Source organism: Mucilaginibacter sp. HD30 (genome assembly GCF_054061755.1).
The window spans coordinates 2,338,589-2,363,438 of the sequence record NZ_JBSSEO010000001.1 but is presented as its reverse complement, the minus strand read 5'-3'; the positions used below and the strand labels follow the sequence as shown (position 1 = coordinate 2,363,438).

23 protein-coding genes are annotated in these 24,850 nt (G+C 42.1%); 14 read left to right on the top strand and 9 right to left on the bottom strand.

Annotated elements, in window-relative coordinates; translation table 11 throughout:
- Positions 1-8: 8 nt before the first annotated feature.
- Together ACVW2L_RS11310 and purD are read left to right on the top strand one after the other, a co-directional pair.
- Positions 9-131: a hypothetical protein gene (locus ACVW2L_RS11310; protein ID WP_457128074.1), complete on the top strand. Its 123-nt coding sequence runs from the start codon at positions 9-11 to the stop codon at positions 129-131.
- A gap of 112 nt (positions 132-243) precedes the next feature.
- The gene (gene purD, locus ACVW2L_RS11305) at positions 244-1,521 is read left to right on the top strand and encodes a phosphoribosylamine--glycine ligase (protein WP_457128073.1); all 1,278 of its coding nucleotides are present in this window, start codon (positions 244-246) and stop codon (positions 1,519-1,521) included.
- Positions 1,522-1,601: 80 nt separating this feature from the next.
- Here purD and ACVW2L_RS11300 read toward each other — a convergent pair whose 3' ends face one another.
- The 3 genes from ACVW2L_RS11300 to hemW form a co-directional block, all read right to left on the bottom strand.
- A complete protein-coding gene (locus ACVW2L_RS11300) occupies positions 1,602-2,429 on the bottom strand; it encodes a DUF4349 domain-containing protein (protein WP_457128072.1) in 828 nt (275 codons plus the stop codon).
- Positions 2,430-2,621: 192 nt separating this feature from the next.
- Positions 2,622-3,170, bottom strand: coding sequence for a fasciclin domain-containing protein (locus ACVW2L_RS11295; RefSeq protein WP_457128071.1), 549 nt, complete (start codon positions 3,168-3,170; stop codon positions 2,622-2,624).
- Positions 3,171-3,337: 167 nt separating this feature from the next.
- Entirely contained in the window at positions 3,338-4,459 is a 1,122-nt protein-coding gene (gene hemW, locus ACVW2L_RS11290; RefSeq protein WP_457128070.1) for a radical SAM family heme chaperone HemW, read from the bottom strand.
- A gap of 113 nt (positions 4,460-4,572) precedes the next feature.
- On the opposite strand from hemW, the gene ACVW2L_RS11285 reads away from it, so the two are divergent.
- The 6 genes from ACVW2L_RS11285 to porN all read left to right on the top strand — a co-directional run bounded on the left by ACVW2L_RS11285 (position 4,573) and on the right by porN (position 11,307).
- Positions 4,573-5,550, top strand: coding sequence for a DUF4271 domain-containing protein (locus tag ACVW2L_RS11285; protein WP_457128069.1), 978 nt, complete (start codon positions 4,573-4,575; stop codon positions 5,548-5,550).
- 3 nt (positions 5,551-5,553) lie between these two features.
- Positions 5,554-6,312 carry a uroporphyrinogen-III synthase gene (locus ACVW2L_RS11280; protein WP_457128068.1) on the top strand — a complete coding sequence of 253 codons (759 nt, stop codon included), beginning with the start codon at positions 5,554-5,556 and terminating at the stop codon, positions 6,310-6,312.
- A gap of 253 nt (positions 6,313-6,565) precedes the next feature.
- Positions 6,566-7,891, top strand: a complete 1,326-nt coding sequence (porK, locus tag ACVW2L_RS11275) for a T9SS ring complex lipoprotein PorK/GldK (protein ID WP_457128067.1) — start codon at positions 6,566-6,568, stop codon at positions 7,889-7,891.
- 39 nt (positions 7,892-7,930) lie between these two features.
- Positions 7,931-8,737, top strand: coding sequence for a type IX secretion system motor protein PorL/GldL (porL, locus tag ACVW2L_RS11270; protein WP_457128066.1), 807 nt, complete (start codon positions 7,931-7,933; stop codon positions 8,735-8,737).
- Positions 8,738-8,777: 40 nt separating this feature from the next.
- Entirely contained in the window at positions 8,778-10,310 is a 1,533-nt protein-coding gene (porM, locus tag ACVW2L_RS11265) for a type IX secretion system motor protein PorM/GldM (RefSeq protein ID WP_457128065.1), read from the top strand.
- A 7-nt stretch (positions 10,311-10,317) separates the two neighbouring features.
- Entirely contained in the window at positions 10,318-11,307 is a 990-nt protein-coding gene (gene porN / locus ACVW2L_RS11260) for a type IX secretion system ring subunit PorN/GldN (protein WP_457128064.1), read from the top strand.
- A gap of 56 nt (positions 11,308-11,363) precedes the next feature.
- Here porN and kduI read toward each other — a convergent pair whose 3' ends face one another.
- Positions 11,364-12,194 (bottom strand): 5-dehydro-4-deoxy-D-glucuronate isomerase, encoded by an 831-nt coding sequence (gene kduI / locus ACVW2L_RS11255; protein ID WP_457128063.1) that lies wholly within the window; start codon positions 12,192-12,194, stop codon positions 11,364-11,366.
- Between the two features lie 125 nt (positions 12,195-12,319).
- Between kduI and ACVW2L_RS11250 the strand changes: the two genes are divergently transcribed.
- The 3 genes from ACVW2L_RS11250 (at position 12,320) to ACVW2L_RS11240 (ending at position 18,165) form a co-directional block, all read left to right on the top strand.
- Entirely contained in the window at positions 12,320-13,474 is a 1,155-nt protein-coding gene (locus ACVW2L_RS11250; RefSeq protein ID WP_457128062.1) for a DegT/DnrJ/EryC1/StrS family aminotransferase, read from the top strand.
- A 66-nt stretch (positions 13,475-13,540) separates the two neighbouring features.
- Positions 13,541-16,219 carry a valine--tRNA ligase gene (locus ACVW2L_RS11245; protein ID WP_457128061.1) on the top strand — a complete coding sequence of 893 codons (2,679 nt, stop codon included), beginning with the start codon at positions 13,541-13,543 and terminating at the stop codon, positions 16,217-16,219.
- Between the two features lie 104 nt (positions 16,220-16,323).
- A complete protein-coding gene (locus ACVW2L_RS11240) occupies positions 16,324-18,165 on the top strand; it encodes an ATP-binding protein (protein WP_457128060.1) in 1,842 nt (613 codons plus the stop codon).
- Here ACVW2L_RS11240 and ACVW2L_RS11235 read toward each other — a convergent pair.
- Positions 18,134-18,592, bottom strand: a complete 459-nt coding sequence (locus ACVW2L_RS11235; RefSeq protein ID WP_457128059.1) for a type I restriction enzyme HsdR N-terminal domain-containing protein — start codon at positions 18,590-18,592, stop codon at positions 18,134-18,136. The two genes, ACVW2L_RS11240 and ACVW2L_RS11235, sit on opposite strands and share 32 nt — an antisense overlap.
- A gap of 102 nt (positions 18,593-18,694) precedes the next feature.
- Here ACVW2L_RS11235 and holA point away from each other — a divergent pair, with 102 nt between their 5' ends.
- Complete coding sequence (gene holA / locus ACVW2L_RS11230) at positions 18,695-19,717, top strand: DNA polymerase III subunit delta (protein WP_457128058.1); 1,023 nt, start codon at positions 18,695-18,697, stop codon at positions 19,715-19,717.
- Positions 19,718-19,726: 9 nt separating this feature from the next.
- Here holA and ACVW2L_RS11225 read toward each other — a convergent pair whose 3' ends face one another.
- The 4 genes from ACVW2L_RS11225 to ACVW2L_RS11210 form a co-directional block, all read right to left on the bottom strand.
- On the bottom strand, positions 19,727-20,740 hold the full coding sequence (locus ACVW2L_RS11225) for a 2Fe-2S iron-sulfur cluster-binding protein (protein WP_457128057.1): 1,014 nt from the start codon (positions 20,738-20,740) through the stop codon (positions 19,727-19,729).
- 2 nt (positions 20,741-20,742) lie between these two features.
- Entirely contained in the window at positions 20,743-21,738 is a 996-nt protein-coding gene (locus ACVW2L_RS11220) for a quinone oxidoreductase family protein (RefSeq protein WP_457128056.1), read from the bottom strand.
- Between the two features lie 107 nt (positions 21,739-21,845).
- Complete coding sequence (locus ACVW2L_RS11215) at positions 21,846-22,454, bottom strand: superoxide dismutase (protein WP_457128055.1); 609 nt, start codon at positions 22,452-22,454, stop codon at positions 21,846-21,848.
- A gap of 119 nt (positions 22,455-22,573) precedes the next feature.
- Complete coding sequence (locus ACVW2L_RS11210) at positions 22,574-23,227, bottom strand: DNA alkylation repair protein (RefSeq protein ID WP_457128054.1); 654 nt, start codon at positions 23,225-23,227, stop codon at positions 22,574-22,576.
- A gap of 77 nt (positions 23,228-23,304) precedes the next feature.
- Between ACVW2L_RS11210 and ACVW2L_RS11205 the strand changes: the two genes are divergently transcribed.
- Both ACVW2L_RS11205 and ACVW2L_RS11200 read left to right on the top strand, forming a co-directional pair.
- Entirely contained in the window at positions 23,305-23,805 is a 501-nt protein-coding gene (locus ACVW2L_RS11205; protein WP_457128053.1) for a hypothetical protein, read from the top strand.
- An 83-nt stretch (positions 23,806-23,888) separates the two neighbouring features.
- Positions 23,889-24,842, top strand: coding sequence for an acetyl-CoA carboxylase carboxyltransferase subunit alpha (locus ACVW2L_RS11200; RefSeq protein ID WP_457128052.1), 954 nt, complete (start codon positions 23,889-23,891; stop codon positions 24,840-24,842).
- Positions 24,843-24,850: the final 8 nt, after the last annotated feature.

The window sequence follows — 24,850 nt, the reverse complement described above, 5'->3', positions numbered from 1 at the left end:
AAGTCATTATGGCAGGCAAAGATAAAATTAATGTGCAGATGTGCGAATATGCAGATGTTAATGATGTGCAAATATGCATATGCGAAGATGTGCAGATGTTTGTTAATTCAGATATCAATGCCGAGCTGTAAAATAGTAATTGTGAACTGAACGATAACGGTATTTTCCAAAATTTCTTATTTGCACATCTGCATATCTGCACATCCGCTCATCTGCACATCAAAAAATTATATATTTGCCGCCATGAATATCCTCATCATCGGTTCGGGCGGCCGCGAAAGCGCTTTTGCCTGGAAGCTATCACAAAGCCCACAATGCAGCCAAATTTTTATTGCCCCCGGTAATGCCGGCACGGGCCGGTATGGCACCAATGTTAATATTGCTGTTACTGATTTTGAGGGCCATAAGCAATTTGCTTTGGCTAACGCCATTGATATGGTTTTGGTTGGCCCCGAAGAGCCTTTGGTTAAAGGTATACATGATTTTTTTCTGGCTGATGAGCAGATCAAGCACATCCCGGTAATTGGTCCGCAAAGCGAAGGTGCGCAATTAGAAGGTAGTAAGGATTTCTCTAAACAATTCATGACCCGCCATAATATTCCTGCGGCAGCTTCAGAAACCTTTACTAAAGATACCCTGCAGCAAGGCTTGGAATATGTAGCTACCATCGGTTTGCCTGTTGTTTTAAAAGCAGATGGTTTAGCCGCGGGAAAGGGAGTGTTAATATGCCTTACCGTTGAGGAAGCACAGTTAGAATTAATTGAAATGCTGAGCAACGCCAAATTTGGCGCGGCAAGCGCTAAGGTAGTGGTTGAACAGTTTTTGCAGGGTATTGAGCTATCCGTTTTTGTACTGACCGATGGCAACAGTTATAAAATACTACCATCAGCCAAAGATTACAAACGAATAGGAGAGGGCGATACCGGTTTAAATACAGGCGGCATGGGTTCGGTTTCGCCGGTACCTTTTGCTGATGAAGCGTTTATTAAAAAAGTAGAAGACCGCGTTATCATCCCGACCATTGAGGGTTTGAAAAAGGACGGCATATCCTACAAAGGCTTTATTTTTATTGGCCTGATGAACTGCGACGGCGACCCATACATGATTGAATACAACTGCCGCATGGGCGACCCGGAAACCGAGAGCGTACTGCCACGCATTGAAACCGACCTTGTTGAACTGCTAAAAGGTGTTGCAGATGTTAATCTGCACGAAAAGGAAATTGTAATATCCAATAAAATTGCTGCTACGGTTGTTTGTGTTGCAGGCGGTTACCCCGGTGAGTATTTAAAGAACAAAGTTATATCGGGCATTGACAATGTTCGCGGTTCGCACGTTTTTCATGCCGGAACATCAAGTAATGCCGATGGGGAGGTTGTAGCTACCGGGGGGCGTGTATTAGCAATTACTTCTTTGCAGGATAATTTGTTTGATGCCTTACAGCAAGCCACCGCAGATGCCAGTCGTATTTATTATGACGGTGTTTATTTTAGGAAAGATATAGGGTTTGATCTGATATAAATTTCAGTTTGTCATTGCCGTAAAGGTCAGATAATTCTGTTACAGATTTATCTGACCTTTACAGCAATGACAAAAAATAGTTAAACTGAAACCTGTTTAGCAGCCTTCTTTTTTCTATAAGCGAGTATCGCAAAAGTACCCGCGCCTATAGCTATAATAAACGGCCATAAATGCAGCACGCCGATACCTAATTCTGTAAAGTAGAACCAGCCGGCTGTTAAGGCCAAACCTATGCGCTTAAATAAAGGCAGGCTGTAAGCACTTAAATCCTCATTAGGTAAAACCTCGGCCTTTACTATGTTATTCTCGTACAGGTTAAGTGTTACGGTGCTATAATTTGCAGCTTGTTCCGTCCGCAGGTTGTTTATCTGCCTATCTACAATATTATCCTCCACACGTAATATGCTGTCTGTACCTTCATGGGTAGTTGGTTTTATCTTCTCGCGCAGCTTTACAGATTTTTCCCTGTTTTCGGTTTTTAAAATTTCAGCTACGTGGTCAATGGTCCGGTCCTCAATATCCATGCTGCGTGTGTCGACATAAGTACTCAAATGATTTACTGAATCCATAAATGCTTCAATAAAGCGGGAGGGTATTTTAACGGTCATATCCGCATTGGCATTAAAAACTGTCAGTTTCTTTACTGAGTCGTCGCTCAATTTTATTTCGCGGCTGCTAACAATTTCCGATTTCATGTTGTGGTGCATCACCATGCCTTCTTTTGCGGCAACCAGTGTTGATATTTTCTCTGCGGCGTGCTGCACGTTTTTTACTTTAAGGCGCATATCCGCAGTTTTAACCAGCATGGTATCCTGCATAAGGCTGTCTAATGCTATTTCTGTTTCTGAACCTTTGCATGCGGCGAGCATGGCGATGCCGGCCAGCATCACAAATAATTTTGCTTTCATAATGTTTAAGATTTTAATGTAGGTTTAAAAATCCCTTATGTACCGGCCGGTCTTTTTGGGTTGTTGTCCGTTTTTTAATTGATACCGCAGAAGGATAAAAAGTAACCCTATAACCATTAAATAAATTACTATACAACAAAAAAGGCTTCCACATCGGAAGCCCTTCTTTTTCAATTGGTAGATAGAAATAAGTTACTTAGGCATTAATACAGCGTTCACTACGTGTATTACGCCATTACTTTGAAAAACATCAGCAATGGTTATCCATGATTTTCCGCCTTTTTCATCAACCAGGTACACTTTGCCGCCTTCTTCTTTTGCCCAAAGTTTACCGCCTTGTACAGTTGTTATTTCAAAAGAACCTTTACCGGCTTTAATTTTTGCAGCAACTTCTGCAGCGCTCCATTTACCTGCCACAACGTGGTAAGTTAAAATTTTGGTCAGTGTAGCTTTGTTTTCTGGTTTTACCAAAGTTTCAACAGTTCCTTTTGGTAATTTGTCAAATGCCTCGTTAGTTGGCGCAAAAACTGTGAACGGCCCTTTGCCTTTTAACGTTTCTACCAAACCTGCAGCTTTAACGGCAGCAACAAGCGTAGTGTGATCTTTTGAGTTTACAGCGTTATCAACAATATCTTTTGTTGGATACATGGCCGCGCCGCCAACCATTTTAGTTTGAGCGAAAGTTTTTGGGCTAATTGCAATAGCTGCTAAAGCAAACGCCGCGATAAATAATTTTTTCATAGGTGTTTAATTTCTTATTTGTTAGCAGATACGACACATATGCAGAACGCAGTTTTTTTGAAGCTCATGTTTCGCAGAGCAAAAGGGATTAAGTTTTTTTAAACCAAACAGTCATTAAATGCGTACGTACGCGCACTTTATCAAGTAATTGGTTAACAGTGGTTTGATTAAAAAAACAGGTCTGCCGCAATAGCGTCCGCGTAGAGTTTACCGGTTTGGGTGAGGTAAATAATATTTTCTTTTTGGGTTATCCATCCCCTGTCAAAATAAGAATAGGCGGCTTTTAACAGCACCGTTGCCGATGCCGGAGCTATTGCGTTCAGTTTTTCCAGATCCAGCCCCCACATGGTGCGTAAGGAGGTCATGATATACTCGTTCAAGCGGTTTTCTTCTGTTAATACTTCTACTTCCGCAGGGATAATGTTATGTTCAATAGCGTGAATGTACTTAGCATTATTAGCCACGTTCCACTGGCGGCTATCGCCGTTATAGGCATGCGCCGACGGCCCGATGCCCAGATATTCTACCCCGCGCCAGTAGTTAGCGTTGTGCCTGGAGTAGTGCCCCGGTTTGCAAAAATTAGAGATCTCGTAATGCTCAAAACCATGTGTAGCCATGGCATCTGTAAGTTGTTCAAACTGCCGGGCGCTTTGCTGCTCATTCAATGGGGGGTAAACTTTTTTGTTGATGAATGACGCAAGCGCGGTTTTTGGCTCAACCGTCATAGAATAAGCCGAAACATGGGGTACGCCTAGCTCGAACGTTTTATCTAAATTGGTTTTCCATTTATATTCGCTTAGCAAAGGGTAGCCGTATATCAGGTCAATGGTTATGTTTTCAAAACCCGCATCCTGTGCTCTTTTTACCGATTCTTCTGCTTCATCGCCGCGATGAACCCTGTTCATCCACAACAGATCATCATCAAAAAAAGACTGGATCCCAATACTGAACCGGTTTATAGGCGTTTGCCTAAGGGCGTTAATCTTTGCTTTATCCAGGTCATCAGGGTTAGCCTCTAACGTTATCTCAGCGCCGGATACTATTAAATGGTTGCTCTGTATGGCATCTAAAAGCCTGTTAAGCTCGCTTTCATGCAGAATAGAAGGTGTGCCGCCGCCAAAGTAAATGGTCTCTATGGTTTGGCCCTGCAGGTAGTTTTTTTGCAATGATATCTCTTTAATAAGCGCCTGCAAAAGTTCATCCTTATATTTTAAAGAGGTGCTGAAATGGAAATCACAATAATAACAAGCTTGCTTGCAAAACGGAATGTGTAGGTAAATACCGGCCATTGCGGCAAAGGTAGTATAATGTGCAGATGTGCTGATATGTAAATGTGCAAATGCTTGCCCGATAAGAACATAATTTAGGTATTTTTGCGCCAAATTGCTTCTAAGGCTTGCAAATGCGTATCATTCTCTTTTTTCTGTTGTTTACTGCTACTGCATCTGCAACTTTTGCACAACGAGACACGCTGCGTGCCCGCAGAACGTACAGAAGTTTGATAACAGATACAGGAGGGCTTTCTGTGCTCGACTCGATGGTGTTAGCCAGCCAGAACAGACAAAACCTTATTGCGGATTCAATAGCCATGCAGTACGTACGACTGCCCAGCGAAAGTACCACCAACAGGTACGTAGCTGAATACTTGAAAGAAAAGTTATACCACGGCCGCAATTTTTTAGATCTGTCTTATAAAAGTAAAAGCAGGTTAGGCATGGGCCACATCCGCTATGCGCGGGATAAATGGGTAATAATAGTTTTGCTGGCGCTTTTACTTTACGCGGCAATGCTCAACTTAATATGGAATGCCGAAATAAAACAGGTGTTTCGGTCATTTTACAGCAAGCGCAGTTTATCGCAAGTAAGCGGTAAAGAAGAAAGTACAATAAGTGCAGGGGCGTTTATAGGCTTATTTGTTTTGTTTGGATTAACGTTTGGTTTGTTTCTATACCAGTTGGCCAGTTACAAAAGTGTTTATTACAGCATAAGCGGCCTGGGGCTGTTTTTATGGCTGGCAACCATTATAGTGATATTGTTTGCAGCCAAATTTGTGGTGCTGAAAGTGTTGGGTTTTATTTTCGATGCAAAAAATGTAGTAAAAGAATACATATCCCTACTATACCTTACTTATTTTAACGCCGCCTTTGTTTTTTTACCTGTAACACTGTGTTTCAGCTTGTTAGCTTCTGTATTTATACCCGTATTATTAACAATAGTGTTTGTTTTATTGGTTGTGGTTTTTGCCTGGCTTTACCTTAGAAGCAGCATGAATATTATTTCAAATATTCGATTTCATAAATTTTATTTATTTATCTATCTTTGTGCCCTCGAAATTTGCCCTATTTTAATTTTGATCAAGGCGCTAAAATATAACATTTAAGAATTGGAAGAGAGAAAGAAAAAGGTAAAAAGCATATTGGTTACATTATCAAAACCCGAAAATGATAAGAACCCTTATGCCGAGCTTGCTAAGAAGCATAATCTGAAAATTGATTTCAGATCTTTCATACATGTGGAAGGCGTACCAGCTAAAGATTTTAGAAAGGACAAGATAAACCTTGCTGATTTTACGGCGGTTATTTTTACCAGCCGTAATTCGGCTGACCATTTTTTTCGCATTTGCGAAGAAATGCGTTTTGAAGTGCCGGTTGATATGAAGTATTTCTGTCTTTCGGAAACAATTGCGCTTTATCTTCAAAAATATATCCAGTACCGCAAGCGCAAAATATTTTTCGGTAAACAAACAGCGAGCGATCTGGCCGAAGTATTGAAAAAACATTCTGGCGAGAAATTTTTATACCCATGCTCTGATGTAGCAGCCGAAGAAACCCAAAAGTTTCTGTTAGAAAACGGTTACGACTTTACACCTGCGGTGCTTTTCCGTACTGTTTGCAGCGATCTGTCAGACCTTGCCGAAGTTTTTTACGATATCATAGCTTTCTTCAGTCCGTCAAGTATTCAGTCGCTTTATAAAAACTTTCCTGATTTTAAACAAAATAACACCCGTATTGCAGCTTTTGGTGCTACTACACACAAAGCTGTTTTAGAGGCTGGTTTAATATTGGACATACCTGCACCAACTCCGGCCGCGCCATCAATGACCATGGCAGTAGAGCAATATATTAAACAGGTGAACAAATAATTCCGCTAATTTTATACCTTGCACAAACTTTTTGGCGTGTTTCTCGTATAAATGGTAGACATTAACGCTTAAAGAGTTGATAATAAGCAAAGGAAAACCTTGCTCATATGTTTTAAATGCAAAACATATTTAGCTGTTAAAATGATAAATTATGTTATTTTAGCAACGATTTTGCGTTTGAGTAAACTATTTTAATATATTAGAGGAGCCATTAACAATAACGGTTGTTATTTAACGGTTTGATTTGTTAGAAATGAAGCACATTTATTTTTTGATTGCTGTTTTATCTGTTGGTGCGTTGGCCGGATGTACCCGTGGCGGCGCAGATCGTGGTGAAGTAGTCGGGGTCCCGGCCAGGGCTTTTAGGGCCGAGGTGCCATATGGCATGGTGTATGTACCAAGCGGCAGCTTTTTAATGGGCCAGACCGATCAGGATGTTACATTCGCGCAAATTGCCCAAACAAAGCAGGTTACTATACCTGCCTTTTTTATGGACCAAACCGAAATAACCAACAGCCAGTATCGTCAGTTTGTTAATTGGGTTCGCGATTCCATCGCTATAGTCAATTACCTTCAAGATCCTAAATACTATATAACACCCAAGGGCGCAACGGCTCCTACCGTAAGCACGGGTGGCAAGCAATATATCAATTGGGAGTATGTACGCAGAAACCCTATCTGGGCTGCTGCGCGCAAGGGGCAAGTTGATAACAGGCAAAAACTACAAGCCATGTTTTATCAGGCCGACGACAGGATCTTTGACAGAGATGAGTTGGACGTAAGATTGGTTAAATACAACTACGCCCTGCCGTTGTTACGTGAAGCTGCCAATAATAAAAATGATAAAACCAAAAGACGCTCAGACTTTATAATGCGCGACACAGTAGCTATTTACCCTGATACGTTGGTTTGGCTGAGCGATTTTTCGTATGCGGCTAATGAGCCAATGGTTGAAGGTTATTTTTCTCACCCATCTTTTCGAGATTACCCGGTAGTAGGCGTAACATGGCGCCAGGCACGTGCTTTTACAGTGTGGCGCACCCGTTATAACGAAGCGTATAAAGATTCAAGACACCAGCCTAAACGCTCGGCTTATGATCTGCCTACCGAAGAAGAATTTGAGTACGCCGCACGTGGCGGCAGGATAGGTACCGCCTACCCATGGGGGGGGCCTTACATAAAGAATGCTAAAGGCTGTTTGCTGGCCAACTTTAAACCCGGCCGTGGTAACTACTCTGACGATGGCGGTACTTATACCGTTAAGGTGCGCTCTTATTTCCCGAATGATTTTGGCTTATATAATATGGCAGGCAACGTAGCCGAGTGGACATCGTCAGCATATGATGCTTCTGCATCTACATTCGTAAACGACGTTGCACCTACATTCCATTATGATGCTAAATCCAATGACCCTGAAGTGATGAAACGCAAGGTGGTTAGAGGTGGCTCATGGAAAGATATAGGCTACTTTCTGCAAAACTCATCGCGTACTTACGAGTTTCAGGATACTGCAAAATCATATATCGGATTTCGTTGCGTAACACACTTCCAGGGCCGCGACCTTTTGGACAGACGATAATTTAAAAAACCTAAAATTTCAACTACTCAGTATTTTATTATGGCAGGAAAAAAACAACCATACGGAATTAACAATATAGTTTCTTGGGGTGCATCAATAGTAATTGTTGGTTTAATGTTTAAAATTCTACATTGGCCTAATTCAACCTACTTTATTGCAGGCGGATTAACTGTAGAGGCCATTTTATTTTTCCTGCTGGGTTTTCAGCGTGAAGAAAAGGAGATAGACTGGACGCGCGTTTATCCTGAGTTAAATGAAGATTTTAGCGGCGAATTGCCTAAATCGTCAGCAAAAGTAATTAGTGGCGGCGACAGTTTCTCAAATACAGCAGCATTGGATAAAATGCTTGCCGACGCTAAGATTGGCCCGGAGTTGATAAGCAGTTTAGGCGAAGGTTTAAGAACTTTCGGCGACAAAGTTAAAGGCATTGCTAAGGTTACAGACGCTGGTGATGCTACTGTAGCTTTTACAGAGAAAGTAAAAAGCGCCACTGCTGGTTATGATAAGTTAAGCGTTGCCTTTGAAAAGGCTTCAACAAATTTAACAGACCTTGCCGGATCTGAAGGCGACTCAAAGGCATACCATGAACAGGTAAATAATTTAGCTAAAAATCTTTCTGCATTAAACGCTGTGTACGAACTGGAATTACAGGATTCAAGCACTCATCTAAAATCAATGAACAAGTTCTATCAGAACCTTTCATTAACGATGAACAACTTCAATGAATCATTAGAAGACTCTAAACAGTTTAAAGACGAGGTAGGCAGGTTAGCTAAAAACCTGGCATCATTGAATGCCATTTATGGCAACATGCTGACGGCTATGAATCAGCCCCGCGTTAATTAACAAGACCATTATTCACTTATATAGTATAAGATCATAACACATGGCGGGAGGCAAACAAACCCCAAGGCAGCGAATGATAGGCATTTTGTACCTGGTTTTACTGGGACTTATTGCTTTAAACGTGCCTGATAGTTTATTGGACGCTTTTAAGAATATTACAGATAGTTTAGATAAATCAAGAAGTAATGTTACTACAAGTATTGAAAATACCTATAGCGCTTTTGAGCAAACTAAGTTAAAAGAGCAACCGGAGCGCGCTAAACCCTTTTACGCACGGGCAAAAAGTGCCAGCCAGGTAGCCGAGGAATTGAATGCTTATATTGAAACATTAAAAAAGAAACTGATTGAAGAAGGCGGTGGCATAAATGAAACAACAGGTGATGTTGACTCACGCGACAACCTGGATATTTCTCCTCGAATAATGATCAATCAGAAGAACGGGGCAACCTTACAGCAAAAAATAGACGAAACCCGCGACAAGTTATTGCAATTACTGGACCCTAAGGACCGCGCAGGTATAAACTTTTCGCTTAGCGCTGTCGATCCGCCAAGGCATGGTGATATTAAGAAAAGCTGGGAAGAAGCCTATTTCGGCGAAGGTATTCCGTTGGGAGCTTCGTTAACTACATTAGCTAAGATACAGGCAGATGCAAAAAATGCCGAGAGCGAAGTAGTTAAAAAGATTTTAGGAAAGGTTGATCAGGCTGTAGTTAACCTTGATCAGTTTTCGGCGGTAGCGGTTGCACCAAGCAGCTATGTGTTGGTAGGCCAGCCTTACACCGCACAAGTATTTTTAACTGCATCTGATTCAAAATCTTCTCCGGATATTACGGTAGGCGGTTCAAGACTGCCCACAGCAGAAGGAAGAGGAACATATCAAGGCAGCACAAGCAGCGAGGGCGTACACACCTGGATAGGTGAGATAGCCGTTAAGCAAACAGATGGTAGCATAAAAAATTACAAAACACAGCCACAAACTTATACTGTTGCGCGGCCGTCAGCAGTAGTATCGCCAGATAAAATGAATGTGTTTTACATAGGCGTGTCTAACCCGGTTTCGGTATCGGCACCCGGAATAGCAAAAGACAAGTTAAGACTAAGCATAACAAGCGGAAGCATAACAGGCAATAACGGCCAATATACCGTTACGGTAAGCAACCCAGGCACAGCTACAGTTAGTGTATCTGGCGAGTTAGCCCCGGGTAAAACATCAGTGTTAGGTTCAACTTTGTTCCGTGTTAAGCGTATACCGCCGCCTAAAGCGCAGTTTGCAGGAAAATCTGGCGGAACAATGAGTGCCGCGAATATAAAAGCACAAGATTACCTTGTAGCCAAGCTTGACGGATTTGATTTTGATGCCAAATTTAGGGTTACGCGTTTTACTTTACTGATAGCCAAGCCAAGACAGGATCCTATTAAGCAGGTAGCCACCGGCGATGAATTGACGGCTGCAATGCACCAGGCAATGAATAGTGTTACGCCGGGTACCACGATAGTATTTATGGATATACTGGCAGTTGGGCCGGATGGCGTGACAAATGGCTTGGATCCTATAGTTATAAATGCAAATTAAAAAGCATATGAGAAAGAGATTATTAATAGGAGTGCTGTGTTTAGCTTGTGTAACTTCTTTTGCTCAAACTAAAAAGAAAGCCGCAAAGCCTGCTCCTAAAAAAGATACGCCCGCAGCAAGGGTTGCCGCCGGCGCCTCGCAACGTGACAATACCATAGCGCCGCTTGACACTACCCCCAAAGTAGCTATAACACCTGTAACTGCCCAACCGCCAAAACCATTTGACAGGCCGGTAGACGGCTATTATAAAAAAGAAAGTTTTGCACAGGCCAGGGCAACTCCTTATGCTAACTTGCGCGAATCAGACGTAGCATTTGCCAAACGTGTATGGCGCGAAATTGATGTGCGCGAGAAAATGAACCAGTATCTGGTATCGCCAAAAGCAAGGTTGATAGATGTTTTAATGGACGCCATAAAAGCAGGAGAACTTACTGCTTATTCGCCTATTCCTACTAAAGAAGATCCTAACGGTGATAGTTTTTCTGTACCGTTGACGCCTGAGAAAGCCTTTTCAACAATGGCCGATAGTAGCTTGGTTGAAAAAAGAGACAGAGACGGTAATATAATAAGCTCAGCTATGGTTGCCGGTGAGTTTAACCCTGACAGTGTAATAAGGTTCAGAATTAAAGAGGATTGGATATTTGATAAGCAACGCGGCGTTATGGAGCCTCGCATTATCGGTATTGCCCCTATGATAAAAGAAAAAGCGGCGGGTCTTAACCTTGGTTTGGATTACCAGCCTGCGTTTTGGGTATACTTCCCTGCTGCGCGCCAAATTTTGGTTACTAAAGAAGCCGTTAACCGTAATAACGATGCTACCAGCTTAAGCTTTGACGATATGTTTATGAAACGCATTTTTACCAGTGTTATTGTTAAAGTTTCAAATGAAAGGGATGAGCGTATAAAGGATTACGCTGTGGGCATAGACCGCTTGTACGAATCTGAACGCCTTAAAAAAGAGCTTCACGATTGGGAACTTAACCTTTGGCAGTATTAGGATTAAAGAAACTTTTTATAATATTAGAAAGCGATGGGTTTAAACCTGTCGCTTTTTTATTTTAGCTCCCCAATATTAACCATATCCATATCGCTGTAGTCCTGGTTTTCGCCGCCCATGCCCCATATAAACGAGTAATTGCTTGTTCCGCAGCCTGAGTGTATAGACCACGGCGGACTGATAACCGCCTGATGATTATGCACAGTTATATGTCGCGTTTCCTGTGGCTGACCCATAAAATGGAAAATAGTTTGGCCATTCGCTACGTCGAAATAAAAATAAGCTTCCATTCTGAGGTCGTGCGTATGGGCGGGCATGGTGTTCCAAACGCTGCCGGTGTTTAAAACGGTTAGGCCCATTACCAGCTGACAGCTTTTTATACCATCAATAAAAATGTATTTGTATACCGTGCGGTGGTTAGATGTTTCTGCTGATCCTACGGTCATGAGGCTGGCATCTGCCGCTTTCATTAACCGTGTAGGATAGTCCATATGTGCAGGTGTTGATAGGATATAGAACACAGCGGGTTCGTCTGCGTTAGCCGAAACAAAGCTTACATCCTTGCTGCCTCTGCCAATGTACAGACAATCTTTTTTTTCGAGATCGTATTGAGTTCCGTCTACTTTTATTGCGCCGGCACCACCCACGTTAATAACGCCCATTTCGCGCCTTTCCAAAAAATACTCAGCCTTTAGCATCGCTACGTTTTTGAGCGGCAGGGCTTCAGCCTCAGGCGTGGCACCACCAATAATTACCCTGTCGTAATGGCTATACGTAAAGCATATTTTGCCGGGCTTTATCATGTCTTCAATCAAAAACTGTTCTCGCAGCTCGGCGGTGTTCATACCCTTTACTTCGTTACTGCTGTTGTGGTATCGCTGTTGCATAACAAAAATTTTAATAGGTAGATTGTAGATTGGCTTATGTAAAGTTACAACTATTACAGAAGCAGTTATTTTGACTATAGAATTTTATTTTATTTTCAAGACTAACTATAACCTATATTGTAACCATGATACCCAGAGGTAAGCTTTACATTAGTTACAGCGAGTTGTTAACCGGTCTTTACTATTGTTTAAAACCCGGCAGCGAAAAGGCGGTTCAGCCAGAAGATAATAACCTGGTTTGCCTCTCTGTGCGTACGGGCTTTGATATGTTGTTAAGTGTGCTAAATTTTGCGCCGGGATCTGAGATGTTAGTCACTGATATCAACATACCTGACATGTTCCGCATCATAGCAGCGCATGATATTAAAGCGATTGGCCTGGCGGTTGAGAAGCATACGTTGAATATAGCTGCCGCGCAGTTTGAAGCCGCCATTACACCCAATACAAGGGCTATTTTGATCACTCATCTTTTTGGCGGGATAATGGAAACGGATGAGATCATCGCGATAGCAAAAAAGCATAAACTGATAATATTTGAGGATTGCGCGCAGGCCTATGCAGGCGATGTTTATAAAGGCAACCCGGCGTCGGATATAGTGATGTTTAGTTTTGGTTTTATTAAAACTAATACTGCGGTTAGTGGCGCTGTCATTAAAATAAACGATGAAGAATTGTATACCAAGGCAACCGCATTAAATGAGCAATACATCAGGCAGAATACTTCTCGCTACTTTAAAAAACTGCTAAAAGTATCTTTTGTTAAACTACTTAACAGCAAAGCAATATACACGCTGTTTTATAAGTTGGTGATGGCGCTGGGTAAGAATTTTGAACAAGTGCTCAGCGGTTTCACAAAAGGTTTCCCGGGCGATGATATTTTTACGCAGATAAGATTCCGTCCCTGTATAGCCAACAAGCTGCTTCTTCAAAGAAAGTTGAAAGGCTTTAGTCAGCACAGTATTACTGAAAGAATGCAACTGGCGAATGATGTGCTAGAAAACATTCCGGATCGCTATAAGATAGGGTCAAAAAATATAAAACAAACTTACTGGGTGCTACCCGTTGAAACCAATGATCCGGATGGTTTGATAAATTACCTCCGCAGCAACGGTTTTGATGCATCGCAAAAAGCATCCAGTTTAGTACATCTTGAGTCGGCCCGCAATACTATCGGCCCTGATGATCTGAATTTGGAGAAACTCGTTTATTTACCTTCTTATCCAGCCATGAGTAGAAGTGAACGCAAAAGACTAGGAGAACTAATAAGCAATTTTGCTTAACAAAAGGAAAGATCGGCGTAAAATCACTCCCCATTTTTGCCTCAAAAATCGTATTTTTGCGGTCTTATGAGTATTGTTAAAACCTATTCGCCAAAACAGGCCGAAGAAAAATGGTACAGTTACTGGCTGCAACATAAATTTTTTAAATCGGTGCCTGATGGGCGCGAACCTTATACCATTGTAATGCCTCCGCCTAACGTTACCGGGGTGCTGCACATGGGCCACATGCTTAACAATACCATACAGGATGTACTGATACGCCGCGCGCGCATGAAAGGCAAAAATGCCTGCTGGGTGCCGGGTACAGACCACGCCAGCATAGCTACCGAAGCCAAGGTTGTTGCCATGCTTAAAGAAAAAGGCATCAGCAAAAAAGACCTTACCCGCGAGGAGTTTTTGGCTTACGCCTGGGAATGGAAAGAAAAATACGGCGGCATTATACTTGATCAGTTAAAAAAGTTAGGCGCATCATGCGATTGGGACCGTACCCGTTTTACAATGGACCCTGACCTGAGCGATGCCGTGTTGGATACTTTTATCCACCTGTACAAAAAAGGCCTGATTTACCGAGGCATCCGCATGGTAAACTGGGACCCGCAAGGCAAAACCGCGGTGAGTGACGAAGAGGTTATCCGTAAAGAAGTAAATCAGAAACTATATTATATTAAGTATCAAGTAGCGAGTAGCAAGTATCAAGGCGAAACAGAAAGTTCTGGCGGTTTGATACTTGATACTCAATACCTAATAATAGCTACTACCCGTCCTGAAACCATAATGGCTGACTCGGCTATATGCGTTAATCCTAACGATGAGCGGTATATGCATCTGCATGGTCAATCGGTTTTTATCCCATTGATCAATCGCGAGATACCTGTTATACTGGATGATTATGTAACAATGGATTTTGGTACAGGCGCACTAAAAGTAACGCCTGCTCATGACCTGAATGACTATGAGCTTGGCCAAAAGCATAAACTGCCGGTAATTGATATTTTAAGCGATGACGGCACGCTGAATGATAAAGCACAAATACTGGTTGGGGAGGATCGTTTTGCGGCGCGCAAAAAAATCGCGGTGATGTTGGAGGAAGCGGGAGCTTTAGAGAAGGTTGAGGAATATAAATCGCAGGTGGGTTTTTCTGAGCGTACCAATGCGGTTATTGAGCCTAAGCTATCTATGCAATGGTTCTGCAAAATGGGTGATATGGCCAAACCGGCCTTGGATTATGTGCTAACCGGCGAGGTTAAGCTAATACCCGAAAAATTCACTAATACTTACCGCCACTGGATGGAAAATGTGCAGGATTGGTGCATAAGCAGGCAACTATGGTGGGGGCAGCAAATACCCGCCTGGTATTTACCAACCGGAGAATATGTTATTGCTAAAACAGCCGAAGAGGCATTAGAAGAAGCTATAAAGCTGAAAGGTGAAAGCGTAGAGCTGAAAATTGAAGATCTAACACAAGAGGAAGACGTTGTTGATACGTGGTTCTCATCATGGCTATGGCCAATTTCTGTTTTTGATGGATTTAAAGATCCGGAGAATGCGGATATAAAATACTACTATCCCACTAATGACCTGGTAACGGCGCCCGAGATATTATTCTTTTGGGTAGCGCGGATGATCATGGCGGGGCACGAGTTCAGGGGCGATCTGCCTTTCCGTAATGTTTACCTTACCGGTATTGTTCGTGATAAACAGGGCAGAAAAATGTCAAAATCATTAGGTAACTCGCCTGATCCCTTAGATCTGATAGATCAGTACGGTGCAGATGGTGTACGCGTAGGCATGCTTTTAAGCTCGCCTGCCGGCAACGACCTGATGTTTGATGAAAAGGACTGTTTGCAGGGCCGAAACTTCTTTAACAAGGTCTGGAACGCTTTTCTGTTGATAAAGGGCTGGGAGGTTGACGAGACTTTACAAAACCCGAATACGGTAACCATTAATTGGTTTGAAAGCCGCTTTAACCAGGGGCTGCAGGAAATTGAAGATGCCTTTGCACAATATCGTTTATCAGAAGCTTTAATGGCCACGTATAAGCTGGTTTGGGATGATTTCTGTGCGTGGTATCTGGAAATGATAAAACCCGCTTATCAGCAGCCAATTGACCGGGAAACCTACAATCAAACGATCAGTTTCTTCGAGAAAATATTAAAGATACTGCATCCGTTTATGCCATTCATAACCGAAGAGCTATGGCATGATGACCTGTTTGCTGAACGTTCTGCCGGCGATTGCTGCATCGTTGCTCAATTACCAACAATTGGGGAAATTAATTCCCGCCTGTTAAGCGACGTTGAGCTGGTAAAACAAATTATTGCGCAGGTTAGAAATATTCGTCAAAATAAACAAATATCGCCTAAAGAAACTTTACAGCTTTTAGCAAAGTCAAATTCTGGGGTTGATTATAATGCCTATAAATACATTATTGTTAAGTTGGCCAATTTAAGCGAGCTATCATTTGTAAACGAGAAGGTTAGCGACGCAGTGGGCTTTTTGGTATCAACAGATGAGTTTTTTATACCGATGGAACAAACAGTTGATGTTGAAGCGGAGAAAGAGCGTTTAGGAAAAGAGAAGATCTACCTGGAGGGTTTCCTTAAATCTGTTGACGCAAAGCTCTCTAATGAGCGCTTTATGGCCAACGCCAAACCCGATGTAATTGATAACGAACTGAAGAAAAAAGCCGATGCAGAAGCTAAATTGAAAATAGCTAATGATAACCTGCGCGAATTGGCAGGCTAATTGCCTTATCTTAAACGCTATAATTCGAAATTAATAAGTATATGATTGTATATTTTATTAGTTTTAGGAAACAATATTTATAGCATAAAGCTAAGCCATTGAAAATGAGCCATACCGCAAGTTTTTTTAACTTTTCTATAAATAACATATTGTCGGACAAACAGTCTACAATGGACAGTGCCCGCATAAAGCTTTTATATTACGGTTTAGCGCTTTCTTTCTTTACCTCGTTAATGTTATTTTTCGAGGTCCTTCAGAACCAGTATTTTATTATAAGTATTATAATTGGCAGCTTAACGCTCGTATCGGCTATTTTATTTAAATATTTTACCTATAGACCCAATTATCGTGTTGTCTCTCATATCGTACTTGTTACAGGTACAATTGCTTATTTAGTAAATATCTATGTGGCCAAGCAAAATGCAGATGCAATAAGCATAAGTGTAATATTGCTAATGGTTTTGTTTAGTTTTAACATGCTGGGCCAAAAAATGGGCTACATATATTCAGCTTTAAATATTGTACCAACGTTGCTGTTACTGCTGTTACAACACGGCAATAGTTTCCTGATAACACTTAAGCCGGAAAAAGTTGATGAGGCTACATTCATAATGAGCTTATCGGCCTGTTTGGTGTTAATAATATTTGTTTACAGCCACTTTTATACCTCGTTTAAAAAGGCCCTGACCCAACTTTCTGATACTACCGAGCAACAGGATGCTCTCGCTGCTAAGTTTGAAAAGGCAATAGAAAAAGCTAATAAATCTTCTGAAGCTAAATCAGAGTTTCTTTCTACTATGTCTCATGAGATACGGACGCCGCTTAACGCTGTTATTGGTATGACCGATCTGTTGATGATGGGCGGACCGCGTCCTGATCAAAAGGAAAATCTTGAGGTGCTTAAATTTTCTGCGGGTAACCTGCTTTCAATTGTTAATGATGTACTTGATTTCAACAAGATCGAATCGGGTAAGCTGATATTTGAAAGAGCACGTTTAAACCTTTACGATCTGATGAATAGCATTTGTGGAGGTCAAACCATTATAGCCAGGCAAAAAGGACTGAAGTTTACACTTGACGTTGACAATGCATTGCAGAGGAAAACCTTATTTGGCGACCCTACCCGTATTACGCAAATAGTTTTTAACCTGGTAAGTAACGCGATTAAATTTACTACGCAAGGCGATATACTGGTTAAGATAGCCTGCGTTGAAGACCGGCACGACCGGTTAACCGTTAATTTTATGGTGAAAGATACCGGTATAGGTATCCCCAAGGATAGGCTGGATGCTATTTTTGAACCGTTTACCCAAGAATCTGTAAGTACTACCAGACAATACGGGGGCACAGGTTTGGGTCTGGCTATTGTTAAGCGCCTGCTTGAATTGCAAGGGCTAAAGATCAGTGTAAATAGCAGGGTTAACAAAGGATCTGAATTCTCATTTAACATGGAATTCCCGGTGGCAACCGAGAAGCAAGTAGTTGTAAGCAAAAAAACACCAACAGTTATTCAGACAGAAGCAGAGGCTTTCAGTGCTATGCGGGTGTTAATTGCCGAGGATAACCCGGTTAATGTAATGCTGATGAAGAAACTGCTGTCTAAATGGAACATTTCGCCGTTTATTGCAGAGAATGGAGAGCGCGCCGTTGAGTTTATGCAGTACGGTAACTTTGATATTATTCTAATGGACCTGCAAATGCCGGTTATGAATGGTTTTGACGCCGCTATTGAAATACGCAAAATGGCCGATCCTAAGAAAGCTAATGTCCCTATTATAGCGTTAACTGCGTCGGCACTGTTTGATATAAAGGAGCGTGTATATAATTCAGGGATGAATGATTACGTTTCAAAACCGTTTAAGCCGGATGAGCTTTACGATAAAATATTAAATCTTGTAAGGTTAGCCCCCGATGTTAAATACCCGCATATTCCGGTAGCTCTGTAATAAACCGGTAGCTCTCTTCCTCAAAATTAATTGTACAGAAATAATGTTGTAGCCCGTTGGTAACCGCCAGCAGTTCAATTTTATGTACCATGTTATAACGGGCTATTTGATCAAACACCTTTTGATCAATGGCTATCCCAGGGGCTTTACATTCCACCATTAAAATTTTGCGTCCTTCTTTATTAAAAATAATGATATCTGATCGTTTAGGCATTCCATGTAGTTTATGGCCGCCTTCAAGCTTTATAAGTGTCTTAGGATATTTTTTCTCTTTAATAAGGAATTGAACAAAGTGCTGGCGCACCCACTCCTCGGGTGTTATAATGATGGTTTTTTTCCGTATTTCATCAAATAGCGTTAACTGTCCGTTAAACTCCGTTATTTTAAATGGATGCGGTGGCAGATTAAGCGGCTGGAGTTGATGCATTAAAAGTCAAAAGTCAAAAGTAAAAATTCAAAACCAATAACATCTTAAATTTAATTCTCCTGCACAAGCTTTTTGCCTTTTGAATTTTTACTTTTGACTTAAATGACCGTTGCTGATATTCTAAAAGATTTAAAAAATCGAAAGTATAAACCTGTATACCTTTTACATGGCGAGGAACCCTATTTCATTGATCAGGTAAGCGATTTTGTTGAGCATAAATTACTGCCCGAGGCCGAGCGTGGCTTTAATCAAACTGTGCTGTATGGAAAAGATACCGATGTAATGACCGTGCTTAATGCTGCCAAACGCTACCCCATGATGGCGGACTACCAGGTAGTGTTGATAAAAGAGGCACAGGACATGAAGTGGGGTAATGACAGTGATGATAAAAAGGGCATTAACCCGTTTTTGAGTTACCTGGAAAACCCGCTGCCAAGCACTATGCTGGTTTTTTGTTATAAATACGGAAAGTTTGATAAACGTAAGAAAACCTATAAAGCGATAGAAAAGCACGGACTGGTATTTGAGTCGGCCGCGATGTATGATAACAAAATACCTGCCTGGGTTGAAAGTTATTTAACAGATGCCGGCTACCGTATAGGCCAGCAAGCCACATTGATGGTAGCCGAATACTTAGGTAACGATCTATCGAAAATTGCAAACGAACTGGATAAACTAATGCTGAATGTTGCCAAAGGGCAGGAGATCACCTTAAAACACATTCAGGACAATATTGGCATCAGTAAAGAATATAATGTGTTTGAGCTGCAAACAGCACTTGCTAAAAAGGATGTTTTTAAAGCTAATCAGATAGTTAATTATTTTGCCGCTAACCCGAAGAACAACCCAATAGTATTGGTGTTGGGTAATCTGAATAACTATTTTACGCGAGTATTGCTGTACCACTATGTAAGAGACAAGTCGCCGCAAAATGTGGCTAAAGAAATAGGGGTAAACCCGTTTTTTGTAAAGGATTACGAGCAGGCGGCGCGTAGCTACAACTACGCAAAGTCGATACAGATAATCAGTTATCTGCGCGAATATGATTTAAGGAGCAAAGGGGTTGATTCAATCACAGATCACGGTGAACTGTTGCGCGAACTGATGTTTAAGATACTGCATTAGAATCGTATGTTAAATTTTCAAAACCACATCATCGCTTACCGGGTGCCCCGTACAAGTTAACACCCAGCCCTCGGCCAGGTCGGCCTCCAGCAAAACATCGTTTACAGACATTTCCACTTTACCCGAAATGCATTTTGCTGTACAGGTTGAGCACATACCGGCACGGCAGCTATAGGGCAAAGCAATATCATTTTGTAGGGCGGCCTGTAAAATAGATTGATTTTCGCCAACGGCAATACTATACACCTCGCCCTTAAACTCGAGCTTAATATTTTGCGGTGGATATATAATTGAAGTATGAGCAACCGGGATTGTCTCTAATACAAAATTTTCCTTACGAATCCTGGCCGATTCAACACCAAGAAACGACAACGTGAGGCGTATCATCCGCATATAAGCAAACGGACCGCACATGTAATATTGCGCCTTGCCGATGCCGTTCTGTAAATGCTGTTTCAACAATGCTTCAAGGTTGACGTTGGTAAGCCGGTTGCCTTGATTACTGATTAGGTATACAACTTTAAGCCTATTAGGGTTTGCATTTTGAAGTGCGTTTAATTCTTCATTATAAAGGATATCCGAAGAATTATTGTTACTATAGAACACAACCACTTTGCTATCACCGGGTCTTGCCAAAAGATACTTTATTTGAGCGTATATAGGTACAATACCGCTTCCGGCAGCAAAGTATACAAGGTTAATTGCCGTAAACGCATCACTACTTAAAGTGAATTTTCCGGCCGGTGGTACGGCATTGAGTATGTCGCCTTTTTTTACTTTTGCCAGCATAAAGCGCGATATCTCCCCATTGTCTACACGTTTAATGGTAATAGCCGCGCACTTTTCATCCGGCGATGAACTGAGCGAATAGGAGCGTCTCGTCTCTTCATCGTGATGATTAAAAATCAACGTAAGGAACTGACCTGCCAGATATAAAAGTTGCTTACCGCTTACATCTGATAAATAGAAGGTAGCGGTATCGGTAGTTTCTTGTTTTATATCTTCAACTCGCAGTTGTAGCATAGCTATGCTCTAAGTACCAGTTTCCCAAATTGTGGCGAAGTTCCCATTTTTTGTACAACTTCTCCTGCAGTATGTAATGGATAAACCTCATCAACTACGGGGACAATATTGTGTGCGTTCATCATGCTTAACATCCCTTCAAAATCAGATCTGGTGCCCATGGTGGTACCCAGCATCTGCAATTGCTTCCAGAATATCTTGCGCCCGTTTATTGCCGGTAAATCGCCCGCTGTTCCGCCGAAGAAAACTATTCGTGCACCGGGTTTACAAATGTCGGGGAATTTGGCAAAACCCTCGCCTAAAGCGCTGTCTATTATTACATCAAACCCACCCGACAAATGGAGCAATTCTTCGGCCCAATCCTGTGCCTTATAATTCACCCCTGCCAACGCGCCAAGTTGCCTTGCCTTTTCAATCTTTTCGCCTGTGCCTGATGTTACAAAAACTTTACAGCCCAGTGCTACCGCCCATTGCAACGCAAATGTGCCCGCACCGCCCCCAACTCCTGATATCAACACCGTGTCGCCTTTTTTTGCACGCCCTTTAACTAACAGCGCGCGGTAAGCCGTTACACCAGCAAGCGGAAAAGCAGCGGCTTGTTCCCAGGTTAAATAAGCGGGTTTCTCAAATAAATACTCAGCACCTATTTTAACATATTCGGCAAAGGTACCATCTTCGGGTAGGCCCAGTATTTTAAAGTCCTTCCCCTGAAACTCTTCACTATCGCCCCAATTAGTGGCAGCATTAATTACTACCTCCTTATTCAGCCAGGCTTTGTCAACGCCGTCGCCAAGCTCGACAACAATACCTGCCCCGTCTGAACCTAAAATTGTGGGATATTTTATCCCTGCATACTTGCCAATAGTTATCCAGTAGTCGCGGCGGTTAAACGCAGCTGCTTTAATTTTTACTAAAACTTCGCCCGGGCCGGGAGTAGGGGTTTGTACCTCTTTCCAAACCAATGGCTTGTCGGCGGCTTCTAAAATGTTAGCTTTCATAGCGAGTAGTGTTATAACAAAAACGGCGGCAATTAGCCGCCGTTCTCAAATATAAATTTCAATTACAAAATCGAATTCCGAATTGCACATTCGAAATCCGAAATCAATTATACCGCTTTTGCGTACAACTCAGCAACGTGGTTCCAGTTGATCACGCTCCAAATAGCAGCTAAATAATCAGGACGACGATTTTGGTATTTTAAATAGTAAGCGTGTTCCCAAACGTCAATGCCTAAAATTGGAGCACCTTTCACCTCAGCAATGTCCATTAAAGGATTATCCTGATTAGGAGTTGAAGTTACAGCCAGTTTTTTATCAGCAGTAACAATTAACCATGCCCAACCCGATCCAAAACGGGTAGCGCCGGCGTCAGACATTTTGGTTTTTAACTCAGCAAATGATCCGAAAGTGCTTTTGATAGCATCGCCTAAAGCGCCTGTAGGTTCGCCGCCACCGTTTGGAGATAAAAGTGTCCAGAACAGCGTGTGGTTATAGTGGCCACCGCCGTTGTTACGCACAGCAGGGGGGAATTTAGAAATGTTTTTTATAATGTCGTCAATGTTGCCATCAGCTTCAGGTTTACCTTCTAACGCTTTGTTAAGGTTGGTTACATAAGCCTGGTGGTGTTTTCCATGGTGAATTTCCATGGTTGCTTTATCAATGTGCGGTTCCAATGCATCAGTTGCGTAGGATAACGCCGGTAGTGTAAATGCCATAAAATTATTTTTAAAGTTTAATGATCGTACAGCAAATATAAGTTGTAAAGGCGGATATTGTTCTAAATAAATCTCAAATTTTGCGTGTTGAAAGTCATAAAAATTCCGGGCCGGTATTCTTATCTGTTCCTTAATTCGCGCAGCGCATCTGTCGCTATCCATTTAGCGGCCCTACTGTTCTGTTGTAAAATGCGTTCTGTGGTAGCAATAGCCAGGGGCTTTAGCGTATTGTTACGCTTGCCAATTTGCCGTAGCGCCCAGTTAACGGCTTTTTTTACAAAATTTCGCTCATCACGGGCTTCGCGTTCTATAATTGGAAAGAACTGTAAAAACACCATATCGTCTGCCTTTTTATCATGTATTGCTAGTTCCGCCATCAAAACAAAACCGGTGCGCTTAACAAATTCCTCCTCACGGGCACTAAACTCAAGCGCTTTTTCTACGGCAAAAGGTGTCCTGTCGAACAAGTTGCCGCAGGCCTGGTCGCATAAGTCCCATGTTTCAAAATCAAGTACCCATTTATCAATTTGTGTTTTGGTTACCTGTTTTGGGTCGTCTATCATGGTGGCAAGCAATCGCGCCTCATGTATGTCAGTATCCCAAAGCTGTTGGGCAAGGTGATGATCCTTTTTTATTTCCTTAGCCAGTTTGCGCAGCTGCGGTACTTTTACGCCCAATGCTTTATGGTTGGCTATGCCAAAACGAAGCATTCCTTCGCGGTAAACCGGCGAGGCCATTTGTTTTAGCCTATCAATAACAATAGATGCGTCCATATTTCAAATCACAATTATGTTAAATTTAACCGAACTTTGAGGCGTTAAGATCGTTATTCCTCTAAAAAACGATGTCTATGCTGAAAACCTTATTTTTTTCGTCGATGCTTATGTATAGTACTGCGGTGTACGCGCAATCAAAAACAGACAGTTCCGACACAAAATCTCCTGTGCGTACATTAACCCGCCAGCAGTATGACGCATATTTAAAGGGTGATGCCGCTAACGAAATGGGCGCTGTAGGCGAACTCAACCATTACCCTATGCCCGATAAGGTGTTGAAACTAAGCAATCAGCTTGACCTAAGCCAGGCGCAGATACGGAAGATAACAGATATAAACACCATTATGCATCGTCGCCGGCTACAGATAGGTGGCTCAATCATCAGCAACGAAAAGATGCTGGATAGCTTGTTTAAGTATAGAAAGGTAAGCGATGGCAATCTGATCTTCTATACCAACCGCCATGGTCTGTACCAAGGCGAACTGAAGAACGCTATTTTACAAGCCTGTTTGGCTACAGAGAAGTTGCTTTCGGCCCAGCAAATAGCAAAATTAGAAGCGCTGCAAAAAAAATAGCTTGTTGTTAAGGCAGTATGACGTGATTATTAACATGGAAATTGCCGTTTGATTTGTTTATTTTAGCGCCCTCATTAACAGATATGAAAATAACGTTTGATTTTGAAAAGCCTTTGGCAGAGCTGGAGCAGCAGATAGAGAAGGTGAAGCAGATGGAAGACAAGAACAAGCTGGACATGTCTGCCACTATTAACGAACTGCAAACCAAGCTTGACGAGGCACGCATTCAGGTATACGGCAACCTTAACGGCTGGCAGAAGGTACAAATTTCACGTCACCCTGAGCGGCCATATACTTTGCAGTATCTTGAGCTGATGTGCGACGATTTTATTGAGCTGCACGGCGACCGTACCGTTGGTGACGATAAAGCCATTATAGGTGGCTTTGGAACGCTTAACGGGCAAACGGTTATGTTCATTGGTCATCAAAAGGGCCGCAACACTAAAGAGCGCCAGTACCGTAATTTTGGGATGGCCAACCCAGAAGGTTATAGAAAAGCCTTAAGATTAATGCGTTTGGCCGAAAAGTTTAATAAACCCGTAGTTACGCTGATAGACACACCGGGAGCATTTCCGGGTTTGGAAGCTGAAGAACGCGGTCAGGGTGAAGCTATAGCGCGCAACCTGCTGGAAATGTCAATATTAAAAGTGCCCATCATTTGCGTTGTTATAGGCGAGGGGGCATCTGGCGGTGCGCTGGGCATTGGAATTGGAGATAAGGTAATGATGTTGGATAACTCCTGGTACTCTGTAATATCGCCTGAGAACTGCTCGACCATTTTATTTAAAACCTGGGAGCAAAAAGAACGCGCAGCCGAAATGCTGAAACTAACATCAACAGAAATGTTGAAGAATAAATTGATAGACGGCGTTATTAAAGAACCGCTGGGCGGCGCTCATCAAGACCCGGTTGTTATGGCCGCCACGTTAAAAAAACAGTTGTTAAAGGATCTGAAAGTTTTAAAGGATCGGAATATTGACGAGCTTGTAGCAGAGCGTATTGAAAAATTCTGCTCTATGGGTGTGGTTGTAGAATAAAGCCCCCT

What these genes read in the sequence shown, in the direction of transcription:
- ACVW2L_RS11200 (WP_457128052.1), top strand. Translation starts at nt 23,889, where the DNA reads ATGAAAATAACGTTTGATTTTGAAAAGCCTTTGGCAGAGCTGGAGCAG.
- purD (WP_457128073.1), top strand. Translation starts at nt 244, where the DNA reads ATGAATATCCTCATCATCGGTTCGGGCGGCCGCGAAAGCGCTTTTGCC.
- ACVW2L_RS11295 (WP_457128071.1), bottom strand. Translation starts at nt 3,170, where the DNA reads ATGAAAAAATTATTTATCGCGGCGTTTGCTTTAGCAGCTATTGCAATT.
- ACVW2L_RS11220 (WP_457128056.1), bottom strand. Translation starts at nt 21,738, where the DNA reads ATGAAAGCTAACATTTTAGAAGCCGCCGACAAGCCATTGGTTTGGAAA.
- porL (WP_457128066.1), top strand. Translation starts at nt 7,931, where the DNA reads ATGGCAGGAAAAAAACAACCATACGGAATTAACAATATAGTTTCTTGG.
- ACVW2L_RS11225 (WP_457128057.1), bottom strand. Translation starts at nt 20,740, where the DNA reads ATGCTACAACTGCGAGTTGAAGATATAAAACAAGAAACTACCGATACC.
- porK (WP_457128067.1), top strand. Translation starts at nt 6,566, where the DNA reads ATGAAGCACATTTATTTTTTGATTGCTGTTTTATCTGTTGGTGCGTTG.
- ACVW2L_RS11250 (WP_457128062.1), top strand. Translation starts at nt 12,320, where the DNA reads ATGATACCCAGAGGTAAGCTTTACATTAGTTACAGCGAGTTGTTAACC.
- ACVW2L_RS11310 (WP_457128074.1), top strand. Translation starts at nt 9, where the DNA reads ATGGCAGGCAAAGATAAAATTAATGTGCAGATGTGCGAATATGCAGAT.
- ACVW2L_RS11300 (WP_457128072.1), bottom strand. Translation starts at nt 2,429, where the DNA reads ATGAAAGCAAAATTATTTGTGATGCTGGCCGGCATCGCCATGCTCGCC.
- ACVW2L_RS11240 (WP_457128060.1), top strand. Translation starts at nt 16,324, where the DNA reads ATGAGCCATACCGCAAGTTTTTTTAACTTTTCTATAAATAACATATTG.
- ACVW2L_RS11210 (WP_457128054.1), bottom strand. Translation starts at nt 23,227, where the DNA reads ATGGACGCATCTATTGTTATTGATAGGCTAAAACAAATGGCCTCGCCG.
- porN (WP_457128064.1), top strand. Translation starts at nt 10,318, where the DNA reads ATGAGAAAGAGATTATTAATAGGAGTGCTGTGTTTAGCTTGTGTAACT.
- hemW (WP_457128070.1), bottom strand. Translation starts at nt 4,459, where the DNA reads ATGGCCGGTATTTACCTACACATTCCGTTTTGCAAGCAAGCTTGTTAT.
- ACVW2L_RS11205 (WP_457128053.1), top strand. Translation starts at nt 23,305, where the DNA reads ATGCTGAAAACCTTATTTTTTTCGTCGATGCTTATGTATAGTACTGCG.
- ACVW2L_RS11245 (WP_457128061.1), top strand. Translation starts at nt 13,541, where the DNA reads ATGAGTATTGTTAAAACCTATTCGCCAAAACAGGCCGAAGAAAAATGG.
- ACVW2L_RS11235 (WP_457128059.1), bottom strand. Translation starts at nt 18,592, where the DNA reads ATGCATCAACTCCAGCCGCTTAATCTGCCACCGCATCCATTTAAAATA.
- holA (WP_457128058.1), top strand. Translation starts at nt 18,695, where the DNA reads ATGACCGTTGCTGATATTCTAAAAGATTTAAAAAATCGAAAGTATAAA.
- kduI (WP_457128063.1), bottom strand. Translation starts at nt 12,194, where the DNA reads ATGCAACAGCGATACCACAACAGCAGTAACGAAGTAAAGGGTATGAAC.
- ACVW2L_RS11285 (WP_457128069.1), top strand. Translation starts at nt 4,573, where the DNA reads ATGCGTATCATTCTCTTTTTTCTGTTGTTTACTGCTACTGCATCTGCA.
- ACVW2L_RS11215 (WP_457128055.1), bottom strand. Translation starts at nt 22,454, where the DNA reads ATGGCATTTACACTACCGGCGTTATCCTACGCAACTGATGCATTGGAA.
- porM (WP_457128065.1), top strand. Translation starts at nt 8,778, where the DNA reads ATGGCGGGAGGCAAACAAACCCCAAGGCAGCGAATGATAGGCATTTTG.